The sequence below is a fragment of the Pseudoalteromonas translucida KMM 520 genome (assembly GCF_001465295.1).
Classification (GTDB): Bacteria; Pseudomonadota; Gammaproteobacteria; order Enterobacterales; family Alteromonadaceae; genus Pseudoalteromonas; species Pseudoalteromonas translucida.
On sequence record NZ_CP011034.1, the window covers coordinates 719097 to 741140 of the forward strand.

General features: G+C 40.6%; 18 protein-coding genes. 10 read left to right on the forward strand and 8 right to left on the reverse strand.

Annotated elements, in window-relative coordinates:
- Positions 1–251 precede the first annotated feature (251 nt).
- From prfC to PTRA_RS03360, 4 genes are all read left to right on the forward strand, one after another.
- On the forward strand, positions 252–1841 hold the full coding sequence (gene prfC / locus PTRA_RS03345; protein WP_058372681.1) for a peptide chain release factor 3: 1590 nt from the start codon (positions 252–254) through the stop codon (positions 1839–1841).
- A gap of 56 nt (positions 1842–1897) precedes the next feature.
- Positions 1898–3655 carry an arginine--tRNA ligase gene (gene argS, locus PTRA_RS03350; protein ID WP_058372682.1) on the forward strand — a complete coding sequence of 586 codons (1758 nt, stop codon included), beginning with the start codon at positions 1898–1900 and terminating at the stop codon, positions 3653–3655.
- Positions 3656–4152: 497 nt separating this feature from the next.
- Complete coding sequence (pdxH, locus tag PTRA_RS03355) at positions 4153–4791, forward strand: pyridoxamine 5'-phosphate oxidase (RefSeq protein ID WP_058372683.1); 639 nt, start codon at positions 4153–4155, stop codon at positions 4789–4791.
- A gap of 42 nt (positions 4792–4833) precedes the next feature.
- Positions 4834–5601 carry a TatD family hydrolase gene (locus tag PTRA_RS03360; protein WP_058372684.1) on the forward strand — a complete coding sequence of 256 codons (768 nt, stop codon included), beginning with the start codon at positions 4834–4836 and terminating at the stop codon, positions 5599–5601.
- Here the strand turns inward: PTRA_RS03360 and PTRA_RS03365 are convergent.
- Positions 5568–6188 carry an AhpA/YtjB family protein gene (locus PTRA_RS03365; protein WP_058372685.1) on the reverse strand — a complete coding sequence of 207 codons (621 nt, stop codon included), beginning with the start codon at positions 6186–6188 and terminating at the stop codon, positions 5568–5570. The genes PTRA_RS03360 and PTRA_RS03365 overlap by 34 nt on opposite strands.
- A 173-nt stretch (positions 6189–6361) precedes the next feature.
- Between PTRA_RS03365 and serB the strand changes: the two genes are divergently transcribed.
- Positions 6362–7390 carry a phosphoserine phosphatase SerB gene (serB, locus tag PTRA_RS03370; protein WP_058372686.1) on the forward strand — a complete coding sequence of 343 codons (1029 nt, stop codon included), beginning with the start codon at positions 6362–6364 and terminating at the stop codon, positions 7388–7390.
- Here the strand turns inward: serB and PTRA_RS03375 are convergent.
- Entirely contained in the window at positions 7387–9864 is a 2478-nt protein-coding gene (locus PTRA_RS03375) for a PilZ domain-containing protein (RefSeq protein ID WP_058372687.1), read from the reverse strand. The two genes, serB and PTRA_RS03375, sit on opposite strands and share 4 nt — an antisense overlap.
- 366 nt (positions 9865–10230) lie before the next feature.
- Here PTRA_RS03375 and radA point away from each other — a divergent pair, with 366 nt between their 5' ends.
- Both radA and PTRA_RS03385 read left to right on the forward strand, forming a co-directional pair.
- Positions 10231–11616 carry a DNA repair protein RadA gene (gene radA, locus PTRA_RS03380; RefSeq protein ID WP_058372688.1) on the forward strand — a complete coding sequence of 462 codons (1386 nt, stop codon included), beginning with the start codon at positions 10231–10233 and terminating at the stop codon, positions 11614–11616.
- A gap of 81 nt (positions 11617–11697) precedes the next feature.
- Positions 11698–12630 (forward strand): hypothetical protein, encoded by a 933-nt coding sequence (locus tag PTRA_RS03385; RefSeq protein WP_058372689.1) that lies wholly within the window; start codon positions 11698–11700, stop codon positions 12628–12630.
- Positions 12631–12799: 169 nt separating this feature from the next.
- On the opposite strand, the gene serA is transcribed toward PTRA_RS03385, so the two are convergent.
- The 5 genes from serA to metK all read right to left on the reverse strand — a co-directional run bounded on the left by serA (position 12800) and on the right by metK (position 17217).
- Positions 12800–14029, reverse strand: a complete 1230-nt coding sequence (gene serA / locus PTRA_RS03390) for a phosphoglycerate dehydrogenase (RefSeq protein WP_058372690.1) — start codon at positions 14027–14029, stop codon at positions 12800–12802.
- 9 nt (positions 14030–14038) lie between these two features.
- Positions 14039–14692 (reverse strand): ribose-5-phosphate isomerase RpiA, encoded by a 654-nt coding sequence (rpiA, locus tag PTRA_RS03395; protein ID WP_058374511.1) that lies wholly within the window; start codon positions 14690–14692, stop codon positions 14039–14041.
- A 52-nt stretch (positions 14693–14744) separates the two neighbouring features.
- Complete coding sequence (locus PTRA_RS03400; protein WP_058372691.1) at positions 14745–15341, reverse strand: 5-formyltetrahydrofolate cyclo-ligase; 597 nt, start codon at positions 15339–15341, stop codon at positions 14745–14747.
- Between the two features lie 20 nt (positions 15342–15361).
- A complete protein-coding gene (locus PTRA_RS03405) occupies positions 15362–15913 on the reverse strand; it encodes a hypothetical protein (RefSeq protein ID WP_058372692.1) in 552 nt (183 codons plus the stop codon).
- Between the two features lie 152 nt (positions 15914–16065).
- Positions 16066–17217 carry a methionine adenosyltransferase gene (gene metK, locus PTRA_RS03410; RefSeq protein WP_011327367.1) on the reverse strand — a complete coding sequence of 384 codons (1152 nt, stop codon included), beginning with the start codon at positions 17215–17217 and terminating at the stop codon, positions 16066–16068.
- 303 nt (positions 17218–17520) lie between these two features.
- Here metK and tkt point away from each other — a divergent pair, with 303 nt between their 5' ends.
- Positions 17521–19512, forward strand: a complete 1992-nt coding sequence (gene tkt, locus PTRA_RS03415) for a transketolase (protein ID WP_058372693.1) — start codon at positions 17521–17523, stop codon at positions 19510–19512.
- Between the two features lie 62 nt (positions 19513–19574).
- On the opposite strand, the gene PTRA_RS03420 is transcribed toward tkt, so the two are convergent.
- Positions 19575–20906 (reverse strand): IS4 family transposase, encoded by a 1332-nt coding sequence (locus PTRA_RS03420; RefSeq protein ID WP_058372694.1) that lies wholly within the window; start codon positions 20904–20906, stop codon positions 19575–19577.
- A 226-nt stretch (positions 20907–21132) separates the two neighbouring features.
- On the opposite strand from PTRA_RS03420, the gene ppnP reads away from it, so the two are divergent.
- Positions 21133–21447 (forward strand): pyrimidine/purine nucleoside phosphorylase, encoded by a 315-nt coding sequence (gene ppnP, locus PTRA_RS03425; RefSeq protein WP_011327369.1) that lies wholly within the window; start codon positions 21133–21135, stop codon positions 21445–21447.
- A gap of 201 nt (positions 21448–21648) precedes the next feature.
- Positions 21649–22005 (forward strand): ribosome hibernation-promoting factor, HPF/YfiA family, encoded by a 357-nt coding sequence (gene hpf, locus PTRA_RS03430; RefSeq protein WP_011327370.1) that lies wholly within the window; start codon positions 21649–21651, stop codon positions 22003–22005.
- Positions 22006–22044: the final 39 nt, after the last annotated feature.

Below are 22044 nucleotides of genomic sequence, written 5' to 3' on the forward strand. Positions count from 1 at the left end.
GAGAATAATTGGGTAAATACGCGCTCTGGGAGAGTTAATAAAAAAAGAATCAGTTAATAACTAAGCATTGATTGTTTATAGAGTGAAGATCAGCGAAAATAGTCTTCAATTACGATTAACATAACGGATCGCGTGTGAGGAGCCAAATTGGGCTCTTCCTAGGGTGTGTTGAGCTTTCGGGGTTGAGCAATATTAGCTCTGAAACGTCAGCATACATAAATGTCCGTATTCAAACTAAAAGAACTTTTTTAATGGCAGAGCAAAATCTCCTCAGTGAAATTAATAAACGACGTACCTTCGCGATTATTTCGCACCCAGATGCGGGTAAAACCACCATCACCGAAAAAGTACTCTTATTCGGACAAGCTATCCAAAAAGCCGGTACAGTAAAAGGCCGTGGCTCTAACCAGCATGCTAAATCTGACTGGATGGAAATGGAAAAAGAGCGTGGAATTTCTGTTACTACCTCAGTAATGCAGTTTCCGTATAAAAATGCTTTGGTTAACCTACTCGACACACCAGGACATGAAGATTTCTCGGAAGATACGTACCGTACCCTAACAGCAGTCGATTCGTGTTTAATGGTTATTGATGCGGCAAAAGGTGTAGAAGACCGTACGCGTAAATTAATGGAAGTAACACGCCTGCGTACTACGCCAATTGTTACTTTTATGAATAAATGTGACCGTGATATACGCGACCCAATGGAGCTGCTTGACGAAGTTGAAACCGAGCTTAAAATAGCGTGTGCGCCTATTACTTGGCCGATTGGTAGTGGTAAAGGCTTTAAAGGTGTTTATCATATTCATAACGATGAAGCGGTTTTATATAAAACTGGCCAAGGTCATAAAATTCAAGACGTGCGCACTATTAAAGGGATAGATAACCCTGAACTGGTTGATGCTATTGGTGACGATCTTGCTGCGCAATTACGCGATGAGTTAGAGCTGGTTATAGGTGCATCAAATGAATTTGATTTAGAGCTGTTTTTAGCCGGCGAACTATCGCCAGTTTATTTTGGTACAGCACTAGGTAACTTTGGTGTAGACCACGTACTTGACGGTTTAACTAAATGGGCACCAACGCCATTACCACGTGAAACAGAAGACCGCCAAGTAGTTGCCACTGAAGAGAACTTTACTGGCTTTGTATTTAAGATTCAGGCCAATATGGACCCGAAACACCGCGACCGAATTGCCTTTATGCGCATAGTGTCAGGTAAATACAGCCAAGGCATGAAAATGAATCATGTGCGCATTGGCAAGCAAGTAAGTATTTCTGATGCGGTTACGTTTATGGCTGGCGATCGTGAGCGTGCAGGTGATGCATACGCTGGCGACATTATTGGTTTACATAACCACGGTACGATTCAAATAGGTGATACTTTCACCCAAGGTGAAAAGCTTAAATTTAGCGGTATTCCTAACTTTGCACCGGAATTATTCCGCCGCATTCGTTTACGTGATCCGCTCAAACAAAAGCAGTTATTAAAAGGCTTAGTACAACTCTCAGAAGAGGGTGCTGTACAGGTATTTAGACCGCTAATAAACAATGATTTAATTGTAGGCGCAGTAGGTGTACTTCAGTTTGATGTGGTTGTAGCGCGTTTAAAAGCTGAATATAACGTAGATGCAATTTACGAAGGTGTTAACGTAAATACAGCCCGCTGGGTAAGTAGCGACGACGTTAAAAAGTTTGAAGACTTTAAGCGTAAATGTGAAAGCAACCTAGCCTTGGATGGCGGCGATAATTTAACTTACATAGCGCCAAGCCGTGTAAACCTTAATTTATCAGTAGAGCGCTACCCAGAAGTCACCTTTAGCCATACACGCGAAAACTAAAGCCAGCTTAGTGAAATTTTAAAAGCCTGCTTTGGCGGGCTTATTAAGGTAAAAATATGAACATTCGTACTATTTTAGTAGAAAAAGCCATTGCCGCTATGACAGCTGTAGGCTTACCAGCAGATACTAACCCAGCAGTTACACAAAGCACTCGTCCACAATTTGGTGACTACCAAATTAATGCTGCCATGGGCGCGGCTAAAAAAATGAAAAGCAACCCACGTGAGCTTGCACAAAAAATTATTGATAACTTAGATGTAAGCGACATTGCCGAAAAAACTGAAATTGCCGGCCCAGGGTTTATTAATATTCATTTAAAGCCTGAATTTTTAGCACAAAGCGTTAAAGCGGCGAACAGTGATGCAAAATTAGCGGTTAATGAACACGCTAACCCACAAAAAGTGGTTGTTGATTACTCATCGCCAAACCTTGCTAAAGAAATGCACGTAGGCCATTTACGCTCAACCATTATTGGTGATGCGATTGTGCGTGCGCTTGAATTTAGAGGCGACAGCGTTGTGCGTCAAAATCACATGGGTGATTGGGGTACACAATTTGGTATGTTGATTGCGCATTTAGAAGATCAAATTAGCCAAGGCGTAGATTTAGATACAGTAGCACTTGCCGATTTAGAAACCTTTTACCGCGATGCTAAAAAACGTTTTGACGATGAAGAAGGCTTTGCCGACAAAGCGCGTAATTATGTAGTTAAATTACAAGGCGGCGACGCGCATTGTGAAAAGCTATGGAAGCTATTTATTGCCACTTCAGTTAAGCATTCTGAAGAAGTATACAAACGCTTAAATGTAACGCTTACACAAGCTGATATTATGGCTGAAAGCGCATACAACGCTGAGCTAAATGACATTATTAGTTTATTAAAAGATAAAAATATTGCCGTAGAGTCGCAAGGCGCACAAGTTGTATTTTTAGATGAACTAGCCAATAAAGATGGTGAACCATCGGCGTTTATCGTACAAAAATCTGGCGGTGGCTTTTTATACGCAACTACAGATTTAGCCGCGTGTGATTACCGCTCAAATAAGTTAGGTGCCGATCGTATCTTAATTTTTGTTGATGCGCGCCAAAGCCTGCACTTTAATCAAGTAGAGCTTACAGCGCGTAAAGCCGGCTTTTTACGCGATGAAACTAGCTACGAATTTTGCCCGTTTGGCACCATGATGGGCGCCGACAACAAACCATTTAAAACCCGTACCGGTGGCACAGTTAAACTTGCCGATTTACTCGAAGAGTCGATTAATCGCGCAGCAATAAAATTAGCAGAGCGTGAGTCTGATCTATCAGAGCAAGAGCGCAGCGAAATTGCCCGCAAAGTAGGTATTGGCGCAGTTAAATATGCCGACCTTTCTAAGCACCGCACTAGTGATTATATTTTCAACTGGGACAGCATGCTAAGCTTTGAAGGCGCAACAGCACCTTACTTACAATACGCTTATACGCGTATACGCAGTATTTTTCGTAAATTAGACGTTGATACTGAATCGCTTAATTTTCTTCTTCATGGTTTTGATGTCAGAATAGTTGAGCCGCAAGAAAAAGCACTAGCGCTTAAGTTACTGCAGCTTGAAGAAGTACTTGATTTAATGATTGCTGAAGCCACACCGCACGTACTATGTGGTTACTTATATGAACTAGCAAGCTTATACATGACCTTCTACGAAGCTTGCCCAGTACTTAAAGAAGGCGTAGAGCCAAGCGTACGTGACAGCCGTTTAGTGTTATGTAATTTGGTTTCTAAAACACTAGAGACGGGATTGGACTTACTAGGCATTGAAGTCATGGAGCAAATGTAATCTGCTGCGTGTAGTTCGCTTTGACTGCGTTGTCGTGCTTTTTTAGCCTAAGTCACATACTAAATGTATGCTCCTTGGCATAAAAAAGCACTCCGTCTTGTCAGCACTCCTACACTTGCAGTTATCTGAGTTGGTAAAACTATTTAGCCTAAGTCACATACTAAATGTATGCTCCTTGGTATAAAAAAGCACTCCGTTTTGTCAGCACTCCTACACTTGCAGATGTAACGCTTTACACCGTAGGTTGGGTTGAGTGAAACGAAACCCAACGATACACCTGAGACTCTGTATTTATTGTTATCGCATAAACTTGAGACTCTGTATTTATTGCTATCGAATATACCTAAAGCTCGATGTTTATTGCTATCGCATACACTAAAAACTTTGTGTTTACCGGTATCGAATATACCTAAAGCTTGATGTTTGTTGTTACCAGCATCACTGTTTAAGCCCGTTACTTTAAGCTCTTTTCTAACGCTTTATTTAAAGGATTTATTATGAAACTCGAAGATATCCGCCGTGAATACCTGCAAAACGCGTTAAGCGAAGATAACTTGCTTGATGATCCGTTTAAACAGTTTGAAACCTGGCTTGAGCATGCGGTAGCAAGTAATTTACCCGATCCAACCGCTATGGTAGTGGCGACAGTGGATGATACCGGGCAGCCTTCGCAGCGCATTGTACTGCTTAAGCATTTAGATAATGATGGCTTTGTGTTTTTTACTAATACTGGTTCGCGCAAAGCGCAGGAGCTTAAAGGTAATAATAAAATATCGCTGCATTTTCCTTGGCACCCTATGGAACGCCAAGTAATTGTGTATGGCGAGGCTAGACCTTTACCTACCTCTGCGGTGGCTAAGTACTTTTTATCTCGCCCTAAAGAAAGCCAGCTAGCAGCCTGGGCATCAGCACAAAGTCGCCCAGTTTCATCACGTAAAGTGTTGATGGAAACCTTTGCCAATATGAAAAACAAGTTTGCTAAAGGTGAAATTCCTTTACCAGACTTTTGGGGTGGCTATTGTGTTGTACCGCAAAAAATTGAGTTTTGGCAGGGTGGGGCACACCGCCTGCACGACCGTTTTATGTATCAGCGCCAAGCAGACAACAGCTGGCAAGTTACTCGCTTAAATCCATAAAGCTAATATATAACTAATATAAAAATAGACGGGCAAGTAACAATGCAATTTATTGACTCTCATTGCCACCTCGACTTTAGCGAGTTTGACTCAAACCGCGAGACACTCATTAACGAGTGTGCAGCAAAGGGAGTTAAGCAGTTTGTGGTGCCCGGTATTAGTTTGGCCCAATCGTGTGCATTACTTGAATTTAAAACTAACTTTGCAGGCGTAAAAATAGCTGCAGGGCTGCATCCTTACTTTTTAAATCAACACCAAGAATCACACATAGAACAGCTGTTTACATTTGCTACAGCTAATAAAACCCAGCTGGTGGCAATTGGCGAATGCGGTCTAGATCGAAGTATTGAAAACCTCCCCAAACAAACCTTTTTATTTGAACAACAAATAGCACTGGCTAATCAGCTAGAGTTACCGTTAATTGTGCATCATAGGCAAAGTCATGATTTAATTGCGCAGTCGTTTAAGCGTTGTAAGCCCAAATATGGTGGGGTAATTCATGCGTTTTCGGGGTCACTTCAACAAGCTCATTATTATATTAAGCAAGGTTTTAAGCTCGGTGTAGGCGGTGTTATTAGCTACCCGCGAGCGGTTAAAACGCGCGATGTAATTGCCAATATAAATACATCGCACCTAGTGCTTGAAACCGACTCGCCATCAATGCCGCTATGTGGTTATCAAGGGGAAATCAATACGCCGCTGCAAATAGTGCGGGTATTTGATGTATTGTGTGAGTTAAAGCCCAAACAACACAAAGAGCAACTAGCTACAGAGCTTTACGACTCATGCTGTGATGTTTTTTGTATATAACGATTAACCTGCCATATTTTCAAGCCACGGCCAAATTGCCAAGTAAAAATACATACAATTACCAACATTAATAATACTTGGCGGCCTAAGTCATGAAAATGATTGTGGCTAGATGTAACTGCCGCACGGGTTAAGTAAGTAATAGATACAAAACCAACGGGTCTGTCGTCGTCACTTACAACGGGTTCTATAAATGGTGTTTTAAGTTTGCTAACTCCAGGAGTTGATTCAGATAGCTGGCCGCTAATATGCAACGATTGCCAATTATCGCTACTGGCTATAAGTATGCCTTGCTGGTCGTAAATTGTGGCTGAAAGTACAAATTCATCTTTGCTTATGTTGTTACATAGTGCATTAAGTTGCGGTTTGTTTTTTTCAATTAACGGGGTTTTAGCATTTAATGCCATAAATTTGGTAAGCGATTTTGCAGTACTATCAGCACTGTCATAAAGTAATTGATGGCTTTGAAAACTACTATTAATGCCCACCCAGCTCAGTAAAACTAAGCAGGCAGTAGCAAGCAATAAACGCACTAAGCGTTTTTTTTGTGAGGCATTGATAGGGTTTTTAAGATGGTTATTTTTCATAGTCACCGTATATACTACTGACAGCATTTTGATTTGATGTTACAAATGCTATACCCAAGTTGTTTGGGTATACTATAACCTTAAACCCCACCTGATGGCGAATTTAGCGCAAGTAATATATTTAACATTTTGTAAGTAGCTATCAGGATAACAAAAACATTCACGGAGAACCCATGTCGCAAACGAACATGGCACAGCCTGGTGCTGAGCAACCATTAACGCAGTTAGTATTAAATAAATGGTTTAGCTATCAGGATGAGGTGTTTTTACCGTTAAAAAAACTACCTAATAAACACCAAGGCTTATTTAGTATTGCCTTTGCTGGCAATTTTACTGTAACCCATATTAAAGCCATTATAGATTTTTTTGCGAAGCATAATCAAACTGTTACAGGGCTCTGCCAGTATCAGCCTGACTTAAGTTTGCCAGCGGCACTGTGTTTTTATATTAAGCAATCAGAGCAGCCGATTAACCCGTTAGTATTGCAACAATTTGCCAGCACACTTGATTTTCAGCTAGTGCAAATAGCTTGCCCACCCAACTTGTATGAGCCAGGTTTATTGGTAATGGATATGGATTCAACCGCTATTACTATTGAATGCATAGACGAAATTGCACGCTTAGCTAACGTATACGATGAGGTTGCTTCGGTAACAGCACTGGCAATGGCTGGTAAGCTTGATTTTAGTGAGAGCCTAAATAAGCGCGTCGCTAAACTCAGCGGAATTGAAAAAAGCTTAATAGATGAGTTAAAAAATAATTTACCCTTAATGCCTGGTATTAAAATGCTCTGCCAAATACTTAAACAGCATCAGTGGCACTTAGCCATTGCATCGGGTGGTTTTGTACCGTTTGCAGAGCAAGTACAAACGTTAATAAATTTAGATGAAGTACACGCTAATGTGCTTGAATTTAAAGACAATAAGCTCACAGGTAAAGTGTTGGGCACCATTGTAGATGCACAGCAAAAAGCCGTTATTTTAGAGTCATTACAGCAACAGTTGGGGTTAATAAAGTCGCAAACAGTGGCAATTGGCGATGGCGCTAACGATTTAAAAATGATGGCAGCAGCAGGACTAGGTGTAGCAGTACATGGTAAAGCAAAAGTGGTTGAGCAAGCCCAAGCAGCTATTTGCCAAGGCTCGTTATTACAATTGCTGTATATGCTAGCTATACCATTAAATAGTGAGGCTACTGTTTAACGCAGGCGGTTTAGCCAAAGCAATTTTCGGCGACCCATTTGGTCAACTTGTTGCTGTTCAAGTTTTAAATGGCTTAAGGCTTCTTCGGTGATATCGACGATATCACCGACGCCCGCTACAGACCATAATGCCTCTTCTAATTCCCTTGCTTTATGCAGCGCATATTGACTCACATATTTTAGTTCGTTAGATAAATAATCGGTATCGGGGCGTCCAGTACGTGATATATACAAGCGCATAACAAAAATAAGATTCGACTTTAAGCCTTTGCTTATTTGTTCCTGAAAATCATTATAATCCTCACCTGCTATGCAATAACTGGTAATAGATTCTGAAATACTGCCCTTACGGGGATCAAAATTAATCACAAGTGTAAATGCGCTAGGAGGATCTTGGCGGCTAAGATCTTTTATCTGCGGGGTGATCACATTAATTATTTGCTCATCAGTAATAATGCTCGATAAATCGGTTTTATTACCCAACAAGCCAAAGTTTTGTAAAAGCACGTGTAGCGGGCTTGGGTATAGGCCAAAGCCAATGGCACCTGCTTTAAAGTGCGCTCCTTCTTTATGTAGATAAAGTGGAAACTGGCAAACGCTTTTAGTTACCATATTTCTAAGTGCAGTAGAGAGCCCAGGCACTTTAGGCGCTTCTTCAGACACTTTTAGTTTATCTTTATTACTGTTAATTAACTGCGTAAAAAACAGTACTCCAGCATGGGGTAGGTCGGCTACTCGGCTGGCTTTTAAATTAATAATAGTGAACGACTTATTTACAGCCATCACTTCGTACTTTAGCTCACTAAGCTGATATGTTTTGGTTATTTTTTGTAAATCAGGAAAAGCTAGTAAAACAATGTCGCCTTTTTTAAAGCTTACAGGTTGTTTGCATTCAAGCTGCAAGCCCATAACCGAAAAGTCGCGAGTAAGGCCATGTACTACTTCATCGTTTACGTTAATCGACACATTCGTTTTATATAAATAGCGCTTATCAGAGCGAAGGTTTACATACTCTAAAGGTACAATATCTAAATAAGGGGCAGACTTACTTTTACTATGGCCAAAATGCTTCAATTGATTAATCAAAGCTTTATCGTAATTTAATTGCTGATAGTGCTGCTGCTCAGTTTTATTACCAATCGCAGTTAGTACCACCATATACTTTACATTTTTAACTAACCCTTCTACCCGAGGCGAAGGAGGTTTATTCAGCTTTTCAATATTTTTACTTACAGTGTTTGGTAACGATAAAGGAATAAATGAGTCATCTGGATGGCTTGGCATAATTTGTATTTTAAAGCATTGCCAAGTGTCTTTTTGACTACCAAAAGCTAAAAATAAGTTTTTTAGCTGAGGGTTTTGTTCAAGTTCATTACGTGTTGCAGAATAATAATAAATTTTACCCGCTGAAATATGAGTAAAGGTATATAAATAATCTTCTTTAACTGGAGTCTGTTTTAAAAGTAATGCATTAATACGTTGCTCATTAAGCACACTGTATAAACATGGAGTGTGGCGTTCATCGGTAAAGTAACGTTGAATAAAAATGTTGTTTTCGGTAGTTAGGCTTAAGCTAGGATAAAATACATTGTCTTTTTGACTTAAAAATACATATAAAGAGGTGACGCGTGGAATATAGTATTGCTCGTACCCCTTAGAAACTACAGCATCAAGCGTATTATCAAGGTTTACTTTATAGCGACGTTTATTACCGTGGATAAAGCTTTCTAAAAAATTATCAAACGCTTCATTATTTTCAATAAAAGTGCGTTTTAAACGAATATGATTAAACTCTTTAGAAATATTTTCTATGGCGACAACTTCATACTGAATACCATTTTTTAAACCTAGCTCAAAGTCTTGCTCTAGGCCTACCAAACGCATGGCAATTAAATGCCCTTTTTTTAGTACATAGCGAGTGGCTAGTTTTATTTTACAACCACTGAGGGATATATCGGAAGTACTCGCAGCAATGCTTTTTTTGTCGTTGTATTCAACCGTCACTTTAATTGAATAGTTCATTCGCTCTTCACGACGATTTTCATAAGAAGCAAATTTTATAACGCTTGTATTTAGGGAGTCATCGATGGCTTGAACTGCAACTTTTTCGGCGGCCTTGCGTTGTAACACCCGATGATTATTTTCGGTGTTCATCACAGCCTCATAAACGGCGAGGGTATAACCACCGTGTTGTTTTAGCGCAGCTTCAAATACTTCAATCGCTGTTTCATCCATGAAATGTTGTTTGCCATTGTGATCATAAGGCTTTACCTGCCCAGTCACTAAACCACGTAAATCAATAAAGCGCGCTATCGGCTGAGATAAACGTGTCATTTCCATTTTCATTAAAAACTGTTCAGGCTTTGTAAGCCCAGCTATTTTAGACTTAAAAATTAAATCGAATTTAGGGTTGCCTAAATAATGTTTTAATTCAGATATAAGATCTTCGTGCTTGAGCAGTATGTCTTCAGCCATTTATAAAACCATCACCGTCTAATTAAAAAAGTAGGTATACTATTAAATCCATTTACTAGAAAACTCAATAAATGTCGTATCGTGTTATTGTTGTTAATATAGGTACGATTATTCGAGTAACTACAGTTTAGCGTTTGTTATTATGTGTTAAATACCAATTTATTGGCAAGTTACTTTAAACTATTATTAAAGCAATAAGTATGCCCTAAAGTATAGTAAAAAAGAAAACAGCATTTATAGATAATAATAGTAGCGCTAAATTTTCTCATTGGCATGACTCATTGTTAGACGAAAGTTTAAAATGGTAAAATAAGCACTTAAACATTAAGTATTTTAAAAATTAAAGAATAGTAGGTAAAGTTATAAATGGCTAAAGCGGCAAAAGTAGAGTTTGTTTGTACCGAATGTGGCATGAACTACCAACGTTGGCAAGGTCAATGCCGCTGCGGTGCATGGAACACATTAGCAGAATTTAAACCGTCAGCAGGGCAAAGTAAAAAAACATCGGCACGCGTAAGTGTAGGTGGTTATGCTGGGGGAATTGGTGGCGGTTCTAAAAAAATTAATGACATTGCTACCGCAGAAACCGAAAAACAGCTCACTGAAATTGGCGAGCTCGATCGTGTTTTAAGTGGCGGTGTAACAACGGGATCAGTTAATATAATTTCAGGCGATCCTGGGGCCGGTAAAACAACCTTGTTATCTGATTTAGTGGCGCGAATGTCACAACGTATGCCCTCACTTTACTGTACCGCAGAAGAATCTTTATCGCAGTTTAAAAACAGAGTGAATCGTTTAAAGCTAAATTATAACCCTGATGCGCTTTATTTACTTTCAGAAACCAGTGTTGAAACCATCATTGAAGAACTCGATAAAAATAAAATTAAGTTTGCAGTAATAGACTCTATTCAAGCAGTGGTCACCGACACAGCTAACGGTAGCCCAGGCTCGCCTTCACAAGTGAAAAGTGCCGCGCAAGCACTTACGCAATACTGTAAGCAAAATGATGTCACTATGTTCATTATTGCCCATGTAAATAAAAACAACGAAATAGCTGGCCCACAAACGCTGGTGCATATAGTTGATGCACTACTGCATATAGATACTAACGATGGGCAAATTCGTACCTTACGAGCAAATAAAAACCGCTTTGGTGATATAGATACTGTCGGTATTTTTAGAATGTGCGAACGCGGCATGCTTAGCGTTGATAACCCCAGCGAAATATTTTTATCAGGTTCAACTACAGACTCTCCGGGCTCTGCAATTACGTGTATTCGTAAAGGTAATCGTAATTTATTGCTCGAAATTCAATGTTTAACCACCGAAATTGAGGCGGAGTTTCCGCAGCGTGTTTGCGTTGGTTTAAACATGAACCGAATAAAAATGCTCACCGGCATACTGCGTAAACACACGAAAACTAAAATATTTCACGATACGTTTTTTAATATAGTGGGTGGTTTAAAAATTGATGAATCAGAAACCTGTATAGATTTAGCGTTGGTTGCTGCGCTACTTAGCAGCTTAAATGATTTTGTGGTGCCACGTACCACTTGTATTATGGGAGAGCTGAGCTTAAACGGCGATGTACGCCCAATAGACAGTGGTGTACCGCGCGTTAAAGAAGCTGCGCAGCATGGCTTTACGGAAATATTTATTCCATTTCGTAATTACCATAAATCAATGGAAGGGCTGGGCGCTAAGATCACCCCGATAAAAACAGTGCATGAGTTACTTAGTTTAATTAATTAGTAAAAACGCTTATCGGTGATGTTCTGCAATGTTACTCTTGAGCTGAAACAATTTATATAAAGACTTAAATAAGGAAATAACATGAAAAAGTTAGTTATAGCTGCAGCAATTGTAGCTGCCGGTGTTGGTGGCGTAAGTTATGCAAACCACGTAGCCACTAAAGAAGTACGTGCAGAAATAGATAAGCAACTAGCACTAGTGAGCGAGCAAACCGGCGCTACATTTAAGTATGCAGACTTATCGGCCAGTGTTATTTCCAATAGTGTAGAAATTAGCAATATGGAAGTCATTAGTTCTGAAGGCGATAATGTTGCCAGCATTCAAAGCATTGAAGTGACAGGCTACGAAACCGATAAAATTTCACCACACACCACATTTGACGTAAAAAGCTTTCAATTTAATAAAGACTTTGTGGCTAAATTACCAGCCGATACAAATATTATGTTAGCGTCGGCCAGTTACGACTTACATTCATCACTCGATTACGATGAAAAGTCGGGCGACAGCGATGTGGTTGTTAAGTTAGATGCAAAAGACATTGTTAGCCTTAATATGAATATGGGCCTGGCAAACACACAAGCACTTATGGATGCATCGCTTGCGATTAGTAAAGCGCAGCAAGCAGCGGGCAGCCAGCCTTTAACTTATGAGCAAGAATTACAGCAGCAAACGCTAATAATGCAAGCCATGAGTAAGTTAGAGCCGCGCAGTGTTAACTTTGAACTTAATAACCAAGGCGAGCTTAAAGCATTGCTAGAAAGTGAGCTTGTTAAGCAAGGTATGAGTGTTGAGCAAATGCAAATGATGGTTGAGCAGCAACTACAGCAAGCGCCAGTAACCGAAGAAATTGCAGAGGCGATTAGCGGCTTTGTTAAAGGTTTAAATTCATTTAGCGTGTCGGCAAAACTACCTGAAGGCAAAACTATGATGGAAGTTAACCAACAAATAATGATGCTAATAGGCCAGCCTGAAAAACTGGTAGAGTATATTAATCTAGAAGTTAAAGGCGACTAAAAGTAGCTCTAGTAATCGTGCTATCAGTTAAAAATGATAGCACGACGCACATAATTAAAGCGCGAGTTTAACTCGCGCTTTTTTATGCCTGATTATAATTACTGTATTTATTTAAAGCACTCTAGTAGGTCGGTTAAGCGAAAGCGCCACCCGACAAACAACTGATAGCTTAGTGCAGAATACGTGCTCTTATCGTGCCTTCAACAGCGCTTAGCTCTTTAAGGGCAACTTCTGAGTGGTCGGTATCTACATCAATAACGACATAACCAATTGATTCATCAGTTTGTAGGTACTGCGCGGCAATGTTAATGCCGTGCTGCGCAAACGCTTGGTTTATTTGTGTTAATACGCCAGGGCGGTTGTGATGTACATGCAGTAAGCGACTACGGTTAGCAAGCTCTGGTAGTGATACTTCAGGGAAGTTAACTGCAGTAATAGTTGAGCCGTTATCTGAGTATTTAGCTAGTTTTCCAGCTACTTCAATACCAATGTTTTCTTGTGCTTCTTGAGTTGAACCACCAATGTGCGGCGTTAAAATAACATTGTCAAAATTACGCAGTGGCGATACAAACTCTTCATCGTTAGATTTAGGCTCAACCGGGAATACATCGATTGCTGCGCCGCTGAGTTTTTTCTCGGTAAGTGCTTCTGCCAATGCATCAATATCAACCACAGTGCCGCGAGACGCATTAATTAAAATGGCGCCTTGCTTCATTATTGCAAGTTCGGCTGTGCCAATTAAGTTTTTAGTTTGCGGGGTTTCTGGCACGTGCAGGGTAATAATATCAGCGCGTTGTAATAATTGAGTCAGGTTATGTACTTGCTTAGCGTTGCCAAGTGATAACTTATCTTCAATATCGTAAAACTCCACGTTCATACCAATATTTTCGGCCATAATACCTAACTGGGTACCAATGTGGCCATAGCCAATAATACCCAATGTTTTACCACGAGCTTCAAACGAGCCGTTTGCGGTTTTTAACCAGCCGCCGCGGTGTGCTGCAGCATTACGCTGTGGAATACCGCGTAATAACAACAGTATTTCACCAAGTACAAGCTCTGCAACCGAGCGGGTGTTAGAAAATGGTGCGTTAAATACTGCAATACCACGTTCGCGCGCCGCATTTAAGTCAACCTGGTTGGTGCCAATACAAAAGCAGCCAACCGCAACGAGCTTTTCAGCTGCTTCTAACACAGATTGGTTAATATGAGTACGAGAACGAAGCCCCACAAAGTGTACGTCTTTAATACGTTCTTTTAGCTCGTCCTCAGGTAAGGATGTTTTAACATAGTCGATGTTGCTATAACCGTTACGTTTTAGCGTTTCAACAGCGCTTTGGTGAACACCTTCAAGCAAAAGAATTTTAATTTTGTCTTTTGCCAACGATACCTTACTCATAACCTCATCCTATTTAATTTGTGGCCCATTTTTAGTGCCGATAATCACTTTATCAGCGCCACGCTCTGCGAATAGGCCGTTGGTAACTACGCCAACAATTTGATTAATTTGTGTTTCAAGTTGTTTAGCTTGGGTAATTTTTAAATTATGTACATCTAAAATAACGTTACCGTTATCGGTAACTACACCTTGGCGATACACAGGATCACCGCCAAGCTTTAATAATTCGCGTGCTACGTAGCTGCGTGCCATGGGTATAACTTCAACTGGCAGTGGAAAACCGCCCAATGTTGCTACTAATTTGGTGTCATCTACAATACACACAAATTGTTTAGCTACTGCTGCAACTATTTTTTCACGCGTAAGGGCTGCACCGCCGCCTTTAATCATTTCGTTATGGGCGTTAATTTCATCAGCGCCGTCAACGTATACATCTAAAACATCAACGTCATTAAGTTCAAATACTTCAATGCCTAGCGCTTTTAAGCGAGCAGTTGAGGCTTCTGAACTAGAAACCGTACCTTTAATGGTGTCTTTTATTGAGCCTAGTGCATCAATAAAGTGATTAACCGTTGAGCCTGTACCTACACCTACAATAGTGTTCTCTTTTACAAACTCTAACGCTGCCCAAGCAGCTGCTTTTTTTAATTCGTCTTGTGTCATTGTTTTATGCTCATTTATGTCAAAAATTTCTACTGGTATACAAAGTAACGCTTTACCAGCAGTAGGTTTTATTTGGGGTGATAATTGTTTTAAGTGGCACATCCCATGATTCTATGGGTAAGGCTGTTACTTTTTGGCATTCATGTGCTAAACCAATAAGTTGCGGTTTTTGCCAGTGTTGCTGGTGTAGCCGCGCCAATGTCCGATCGTAAAACCCACCTCCCATTCCTAAGCGATTACCTTGGTTATCAAATGCCACTAACGGCATAAGTAGGTAATCAAGCTCTGGTAACGGGCATATTTGAGTACAATTGAGCTTAGGTTCCAAGATACCATAGCGGTTTGCCTTCATGGGTGAGTTTTTTTCATAACGCTGAAATAGTAAATTAGCCCCGTTAAAGGGGTGAATTACAGGTAAGTAAAGGTGATGTCCTTTATCCCATAATTCATTAATTAACAATGAGGTATCTAATTCGCCGTCGTTACTAAAATAAATAGCAATATGCTCTTTTTTAGAGCTTTTTTTGCCATTTAAGTATTGAATAAAATTCATTTTTAGCGATTGGGCGGCAATTAATTGTTGGTTGTTTGATAAATTATTACGCAGTTCGCGGACAGACGCTCTTATTGTTGCACGTTTATTGCTCACTTTAGGATTTCACCCCGTAATTAAAAAGAGAATAAGTTAGGGACGGTTAAGTATATTGCTAATAAAACAAGCAAAGTAACCGCCGTTGCTATGAGTGAATATAACAACACATTACTGCGTTTTTGCAGTGGCGTGAGTAACTCATCATCAAGCATAAGATCATCGTCTTGCCATTCTATGTGTTCATCGGTAATTGCTGTGGCTTCAACTTCGGGTAAGCGCTGTTCAAGCTCGTCTAGTTTTTCTTCAAGGCGAATTAAGCTACTGGTAATGTAATCAAGCGCATCAAAAATTCTGTCATCGCGCTGGCTACTCGTTGCACTTGCCAGTTGAGTACTTTGATTTGGGTTGGTAACAGCCTGCAGCTTACTTTTAATACCTAAGCTGGCAAGTAGTTTGGCTTGCTTTAGGGCTTTGTCTTTATTACTTGGCACAAATAGCGGTTTACCATTAAAAAAAAGCGACACTTTTTCATCTGATGTTTTTAATTTAGTAGCAAGCATGGCAGTAACAGCTTTGCTGTCAACGCCCTCAGCAAGTCCTACAAAGGTAACACGAAAGTTGTCGGCCATTTTTTATTCCCTAAGCTTTTATAGTAAAACGAGTATATACCGAAAGTGCAAAACAATTCGAGGGTGATTTATGTTTCACGGCTTGAATAATAAGCTTTAGATATAAAAACGACCCTTAAAAGGGCCGTTTATTATTTATATATTAATTAGCCTTAAAGGCCAGCAGCAGCGCGAAGTGCTTCTGCTTTATCGGTACGTTCCCAAGGGAACTCTTCACGACCAAAGTGGCCGTAAGCCGCAGTTGGAAGGTAAATAGGGCGCTCTAAATCAAGCATTTTAATTAAACCGTAAGGGCGCAAGTCAAAGTGCTCACGAATAAGCTCAATTAAACGGCTTTCTTCTAGTTTACTAGTACCAAAGGTTTCTACGCTTATAGACGTAGGCTCTGCAATACCAATAGCGTACGACACTTGTAGTTCACACTTATCAGCAAGACCAGCAGCAACAATGTTTTTAGCAACATAACGTGCAGCATACGCCGCTGAGCGGTCAACTTTTGATGGATCTTTACCAGAGAAAGCACCGCCACCGTGACGAGCCATGCCGCCGTAGGTATCTACAATGATTTTACGACCAGTTAAGCCACAATCGCCCATTGGTCCGCCAATTACAAAGCGGCCTGTTGGGTTAATAAAAAACTTAGTTGCGCTAGTAATTAGCTCAGCAGGAAGTACCGGCTTGATGATCGTTTCCATCACCGCTTCGATTAAATCTTTTTGTGAAATATCTTCGCTGTGCTGCGTAGAAAGTACTACAGCATCAATACCTACTGGCTTGCCGTTTTCGTATGCAAACGTAACTTGAGATTTTGCATCTGGGCGTAACCAGTTAAGCTCACCGCTTTTACGTACTTGTGCTTGGCGCTGTACTAAACGGTGTGAGTAAGTAATAGGAGCAGGCATTAGTACTTCAGTTTCGTTACATGCGTAACCAAACATTAAGCCTTGGTCGCCAGCGCCTTGCTCTTCTGGGCTAGTACGGTCAACACCTTGGTTAATGTCAGGAGACTGTTTACCAATAGTGTTTAAAATTGCACATGAATCTGCATCAAAACCCATATCTGAATTAGTGTAGCCAATGTCGCGAATTGTTTTACGTGTAATTTCTTCGATATCAACCCATGCGCTAGTAGTGATTTCACCACCAACCATAACCATACCGGTTTTCACGTAAGTTTCACACGCAACTCGGGCATGAGAATCTTGCTCAAGGATAGCATCAAGTACCGCATCAGAGATTTGATCGGCGATTTTATCCGGATGACCTTCAGAAACAGATTCAGAAGTAAATAAATGTTTTGCCATTGTATTTCTGCTCACAAATATTGCGCTTCACAAACGTCGGTATTAGCGCTTAAAAATTAAGGGGCGTATTTTATCGAAAACAAAACACCTTGCATAGTGTTTTTACGCCTAGACGTCTAAATAAAATATTTAATAACTTTTCGGTCTCAAAAAATATTCATAATGACCTATTATTATGGGTTTTTAATTGCACACCGCCCCTACAATAAGTAAGAATGGACTATACACTAGTCGCCAAGTTATACGGCGGCATAATCGAATACATAAATACCCGCGCAAAAATATATTAAGGTAGGAGAATTCATGCCATCTCGCAAAGAACTTGCAAATGCTATTCGTGTCTTGTCAATGGACGCAGTACAAAAGGCCAAATCTGGTCATCCTGGAGCCCCTATGGGCATGGCAGATATCGCAGAAGTATTATGGCGCGATTATCTAAAACATAACCCGACGAATCCAGAGTGGGCTGACCGAGATCGCTTTATATTATCGAACGGCCACGGTTCAATGCTTATTTATTCTTTATTACATTTAACTGGTTATGATTTACCGTTAGACGAAATTAAAAACTTCCGTCAAATGCATTCAAAAACACCTGGTCACCCAGAGTACGGTTATGCACCAGGTATCGAAACTACTACGGGCCCGTTAGGTCAAGGGATCACTAACGCAGTAGGTATGGCAATTGCCGAAAAAGCGCTAGCTGCACAGTTTAACCGTGAAGGTCACGATATTGTTGATCACTTTACCTATGCATTTATGGGCGACGGCTGCCTAATGGAAGGCATTTCTCATGAAGCAGGTTCACTTGCAGGCACATTAGGCCTAGGTAAGCTTGTTGCATTTTGGGATGACAACGGCATTTCTATCGATGGCGAAGTAGAAGGTTGGTTTACCGATGATACGCCAGCTCGCTTTAAAGCGTACGGTTGGCATGTAATTAGCGGTGTTGATGGCCACGACAGCGATGCTATAAGTGCTGCAATCGCAGAGGCTAAAAGTGTTACCGATAAGCCATCACTAATTTGTTGTAAAACAATTATTGGTTACGGTTCACCTAATAAGTCGGGTAGCCACGACTGTCATGGTGCACCACTTGGTGAGGACGAAATTAAAGCGTCTCGCGAATTTTTAGGTTGGACTGGCGATGCCTTCGAAATTCCTGCAGACATTTATGCACAATGGGATAGCAAAGAAAAAGGTCAACAGCTTGAATCAAGTTGGGATGAAAAATTTGCAGCATACGCAAAAGCATACCCAGAACTTGCAGCACAATACAAGCGTCGTATTAACAACGAACTGCCTGGCGATTGGGCTGCAAAATCTCAAGCGTACATTGAAGAGCTGCAAGCAAACCCAGCAAACCCTGCATCGCGTAAAGCGTCGCAAAATGCATTAAACGCATTTGGCCCGTTATTACCAGAATTTATGGGTGGCTCTGCCGATTTAGCAGGCTCAAACTTAACAATTTGGGATGGCTCTAAAGGCTTAACACGCGACGATGCAAGCGGTAACTACATTTATTACGGTGTACGTGAGTTTGGTATGTCGGCAATTATGAATGGTATTGCGCTGCATAAAGGCTTTATTCCTTACGGTGCTACATTCTTAATGTTTGTTGAATATGCAAAAAATGCCGTACGTATGGCTGCATTAATGAAGCAACCAAGTATTTTTGTATACACGCACGATTCAATTGGTCTAGGTGAAGATGGTCCAACTCACCAACCAGTAGAGCAAATTGCCAGCATGCGTTTAACGCCTAACTTACACAACTGGCGCCCGTGCGACCAAGTTGAGTCGGCAATTGCATGGCAACAAGCTATTGAGCGTAAAGACGGTCCTACATCACTAATCTTTACTCGCCAAGGTCTTGAGCAACAAGCACGTAACGCACAGCAATTAAGCGATGTTAAAAAGGGTGGTTACATCCTTAGCTGTGACGGCAATCCAGAGCTTATTTTCATTGCAACGGGTTCTGAAGTGCAACTAGCACAAGATTCAGCAAGCGAACTACGCAAGCAAGGTAAAAAGGTACGTGTTGTATCTATGCCGTGTACTGATGTCTTTGAAACGCAAAGCGCAGCATACAAAGAAAGCGTATTACCAGCCTCGGTTTCACGCCGCGTAGCAGTAGAAGCAGGTATTGCTGACTACTGGTACAAGTACGTTGGCCTAAATGGCGCAGTAGTAGGTATGACTACCTTTGGTGAGTCAGCACCTGCTGGTGAGCTGTTTGAGCACTTTGGCTTTACTGTTGAAAACATAGTAAACAAAGCAAACGAGCTTTTTTAATCGCCTTTGATTAAATAAAGTAAGCAATTGAAAAACCCGCATATGTTGCTAACACCACTCGTTTAAGAACGAGTGGTGTTTTTTCGTTTATACCTAACCGGATATTTTTGTGTCTTTGCGAGCACCGCTCGCGGATAAGCTTTTCGCTTTCTTTTCTCCGGTAATATTAGCCGTTTCCCGTTTTCACGTAGTTCTTTCAGCTTTTTAGGGATTGTCCCGGGGCTTCGACCTGAGCACCATAAAAACTCGTCTTGTATCAGGTATAATGCGTTTATGAAACTGATGCGTAATGGCTCCACTTTATGGGCTTTAGCCATCTCTGCCATTTCAAGCCTCACGATATTGTATGACGTCAGAATACCCCATAGTTCTTGATAAATACCTTCCTGTTTCAGGCTCCGTAGCGCTGGTTTACTAGATAATTGATATTGCTTGAGCTCACCATATCCTCGCTCTATTTCCCACCTTTGCCAATAAACACCGAGTAGCGCTTTTAGCGGGTATTTTTCTGGACAGACGCATGAGGTGATGAACCCTTTTATTTCACCTTTAGGTGTTGGAATTTGAATAAGTCTTGCTTGCCATGTATCACCTAGGTAAGGGGCTGATTTTTTAGCTTGTGGCGAAATAGGCATTGTTATTAAGTGGTCATACTCACTAAATGATCCCGTTATTTCATAGCGCATTTTGCTTTTAATGGGCGTAAGCCAATGATGATTTTCGCTAACACCTTGCCAGCTCGTGAATAGTTCAGCCGAAAAGAAACCTCTATCAAATAGGGTCAATGAATGTTCAGGTGCTGAGCCAACAAGCTGTTGAGCATAATGAATTTCACTTTGAGTGATAGGGCCAAACGCTGCATCGGATATTAAATGCGTTCTTGTCGACATCAAGGTCACAGCAAGTACTGAGGGAAAGTTAGTTGTCGATTGAGCATATCCAAAGTGACGGTTACTCGGGGTATCTTGGGTTTTAAATTGTGTACCGTCAACGCTTAGTAGCTTTAAACCACAGACGTCATCAAACGTTTGCGACTGCTCCCACTGCGTTGCTGTATGTTTAAAAAGGTGCTTCATAGGCGCAGCGCCTAGCTTTTCTTTCCCTTTTATAATACTGCTGGTCGCCAATGGTGGAAGCTCTCCTTTAGCGTCAGGAAAAGCGAGCTCTAGTTTGTCACAGACTTCAGATATTGAGCGGTTTCTTAATAAACCAATTCCTAACACAAGCCAAGCGGCTTGCTCGGCGGGGAAGCGTCGTTTGCGTACTGATGCTCTTCCTGTTTGGGTAACAGCTTCTTCAATCCACTCAAGGGGAATGTGCTTAGTGAACGAATCAATATCACGAACTTGGCAAAACTCAGTAGTAAGGTGTAATTCTTTAATAAATTCAGACATAAAAATAGGCCACAACTTTTGTTGTAGCCTATTATGAAGCCTCTGAAAGATCGTTCAATTAGCTTAAACGATCTGCATTAGCATATGTTGCGGGTTTTTTTATGCCCGTATATGAAACGACTTCACTCAAAGTAATGCTGCTTTCCTTGCAAGAAAGTAAGCTATCAGGCAAGGTAGTGCGATAAAATTTATAAATAAAATCTTAAATTATTAGCAGGAGCTAAATATGTCAAAGTTCGAAAATGTTAGTGTTATTAAAAAAGCCAATGTGTATTTTGATGGCAAAGTGTCAAGCCGAACCGTTTTACTAGGCAGCGGCGAAGCAAAAACATTAGGCTTTATGCAACCAGGTGAGTTTGTGTTCGACACTAACCAAAAAGAATGCATGGAATTATTAGCAGGGCAGTGGGATATTTTATTGCCGGGTGAGAGCGAGTGGAAAACATTTAATGCGGGCGAATCATTTAATGTTGATGCAAACGTAAGCTTTAAGGTAAAAGTAAGCGATTTTGCTGATTATTGCTGTTCATATACAGATTAATAGCACAAATTTAACGCGCTTAGTGTGTTATTTAACCGCTTGAGGAGCCCGTATAATGCGGGCTTTTGCATGTTTAATGCTCAGTGAGTGATCTAAATCAGCTTTACTAACAAATATTTGCTTAAATAGTTACATTTATCCTTGTGTTAATTCATATTGCCCCCAATACTAACTATGAAGTAACACATAAAAGGATATAAAATGAAAATTAATCTTACAGGTCACCATGTTGACGTTACTGATTCAATTAGAGAACACGTAAACGAAAAGTTTTCAAAAATAGCGAATCACTTTCCATCTTTGATCGCGCTCGACATTATTCTTTCTAAAGTTCACAACAAGCTTCAAGCGGAAATTAGTACTATTTACGAAGGTGCACGTATATCGGTTAAGGGCGAAAACGAAGTGCTGTATCCAGCAATTAGTAGTGCCGCAAAAAAACTAGATACGTCACTAAAACATCGCAAAGGGCAAATTAAAGCTAATTTGCATGAAAAACCAGAAATAACAACCCCAGAAATTGCACACGAAATCATCCAAGAGATGGATCTTCGTTAACGTTTTTAGAGTTTAGGCCCTAACTTTTAGGGCCTAAAA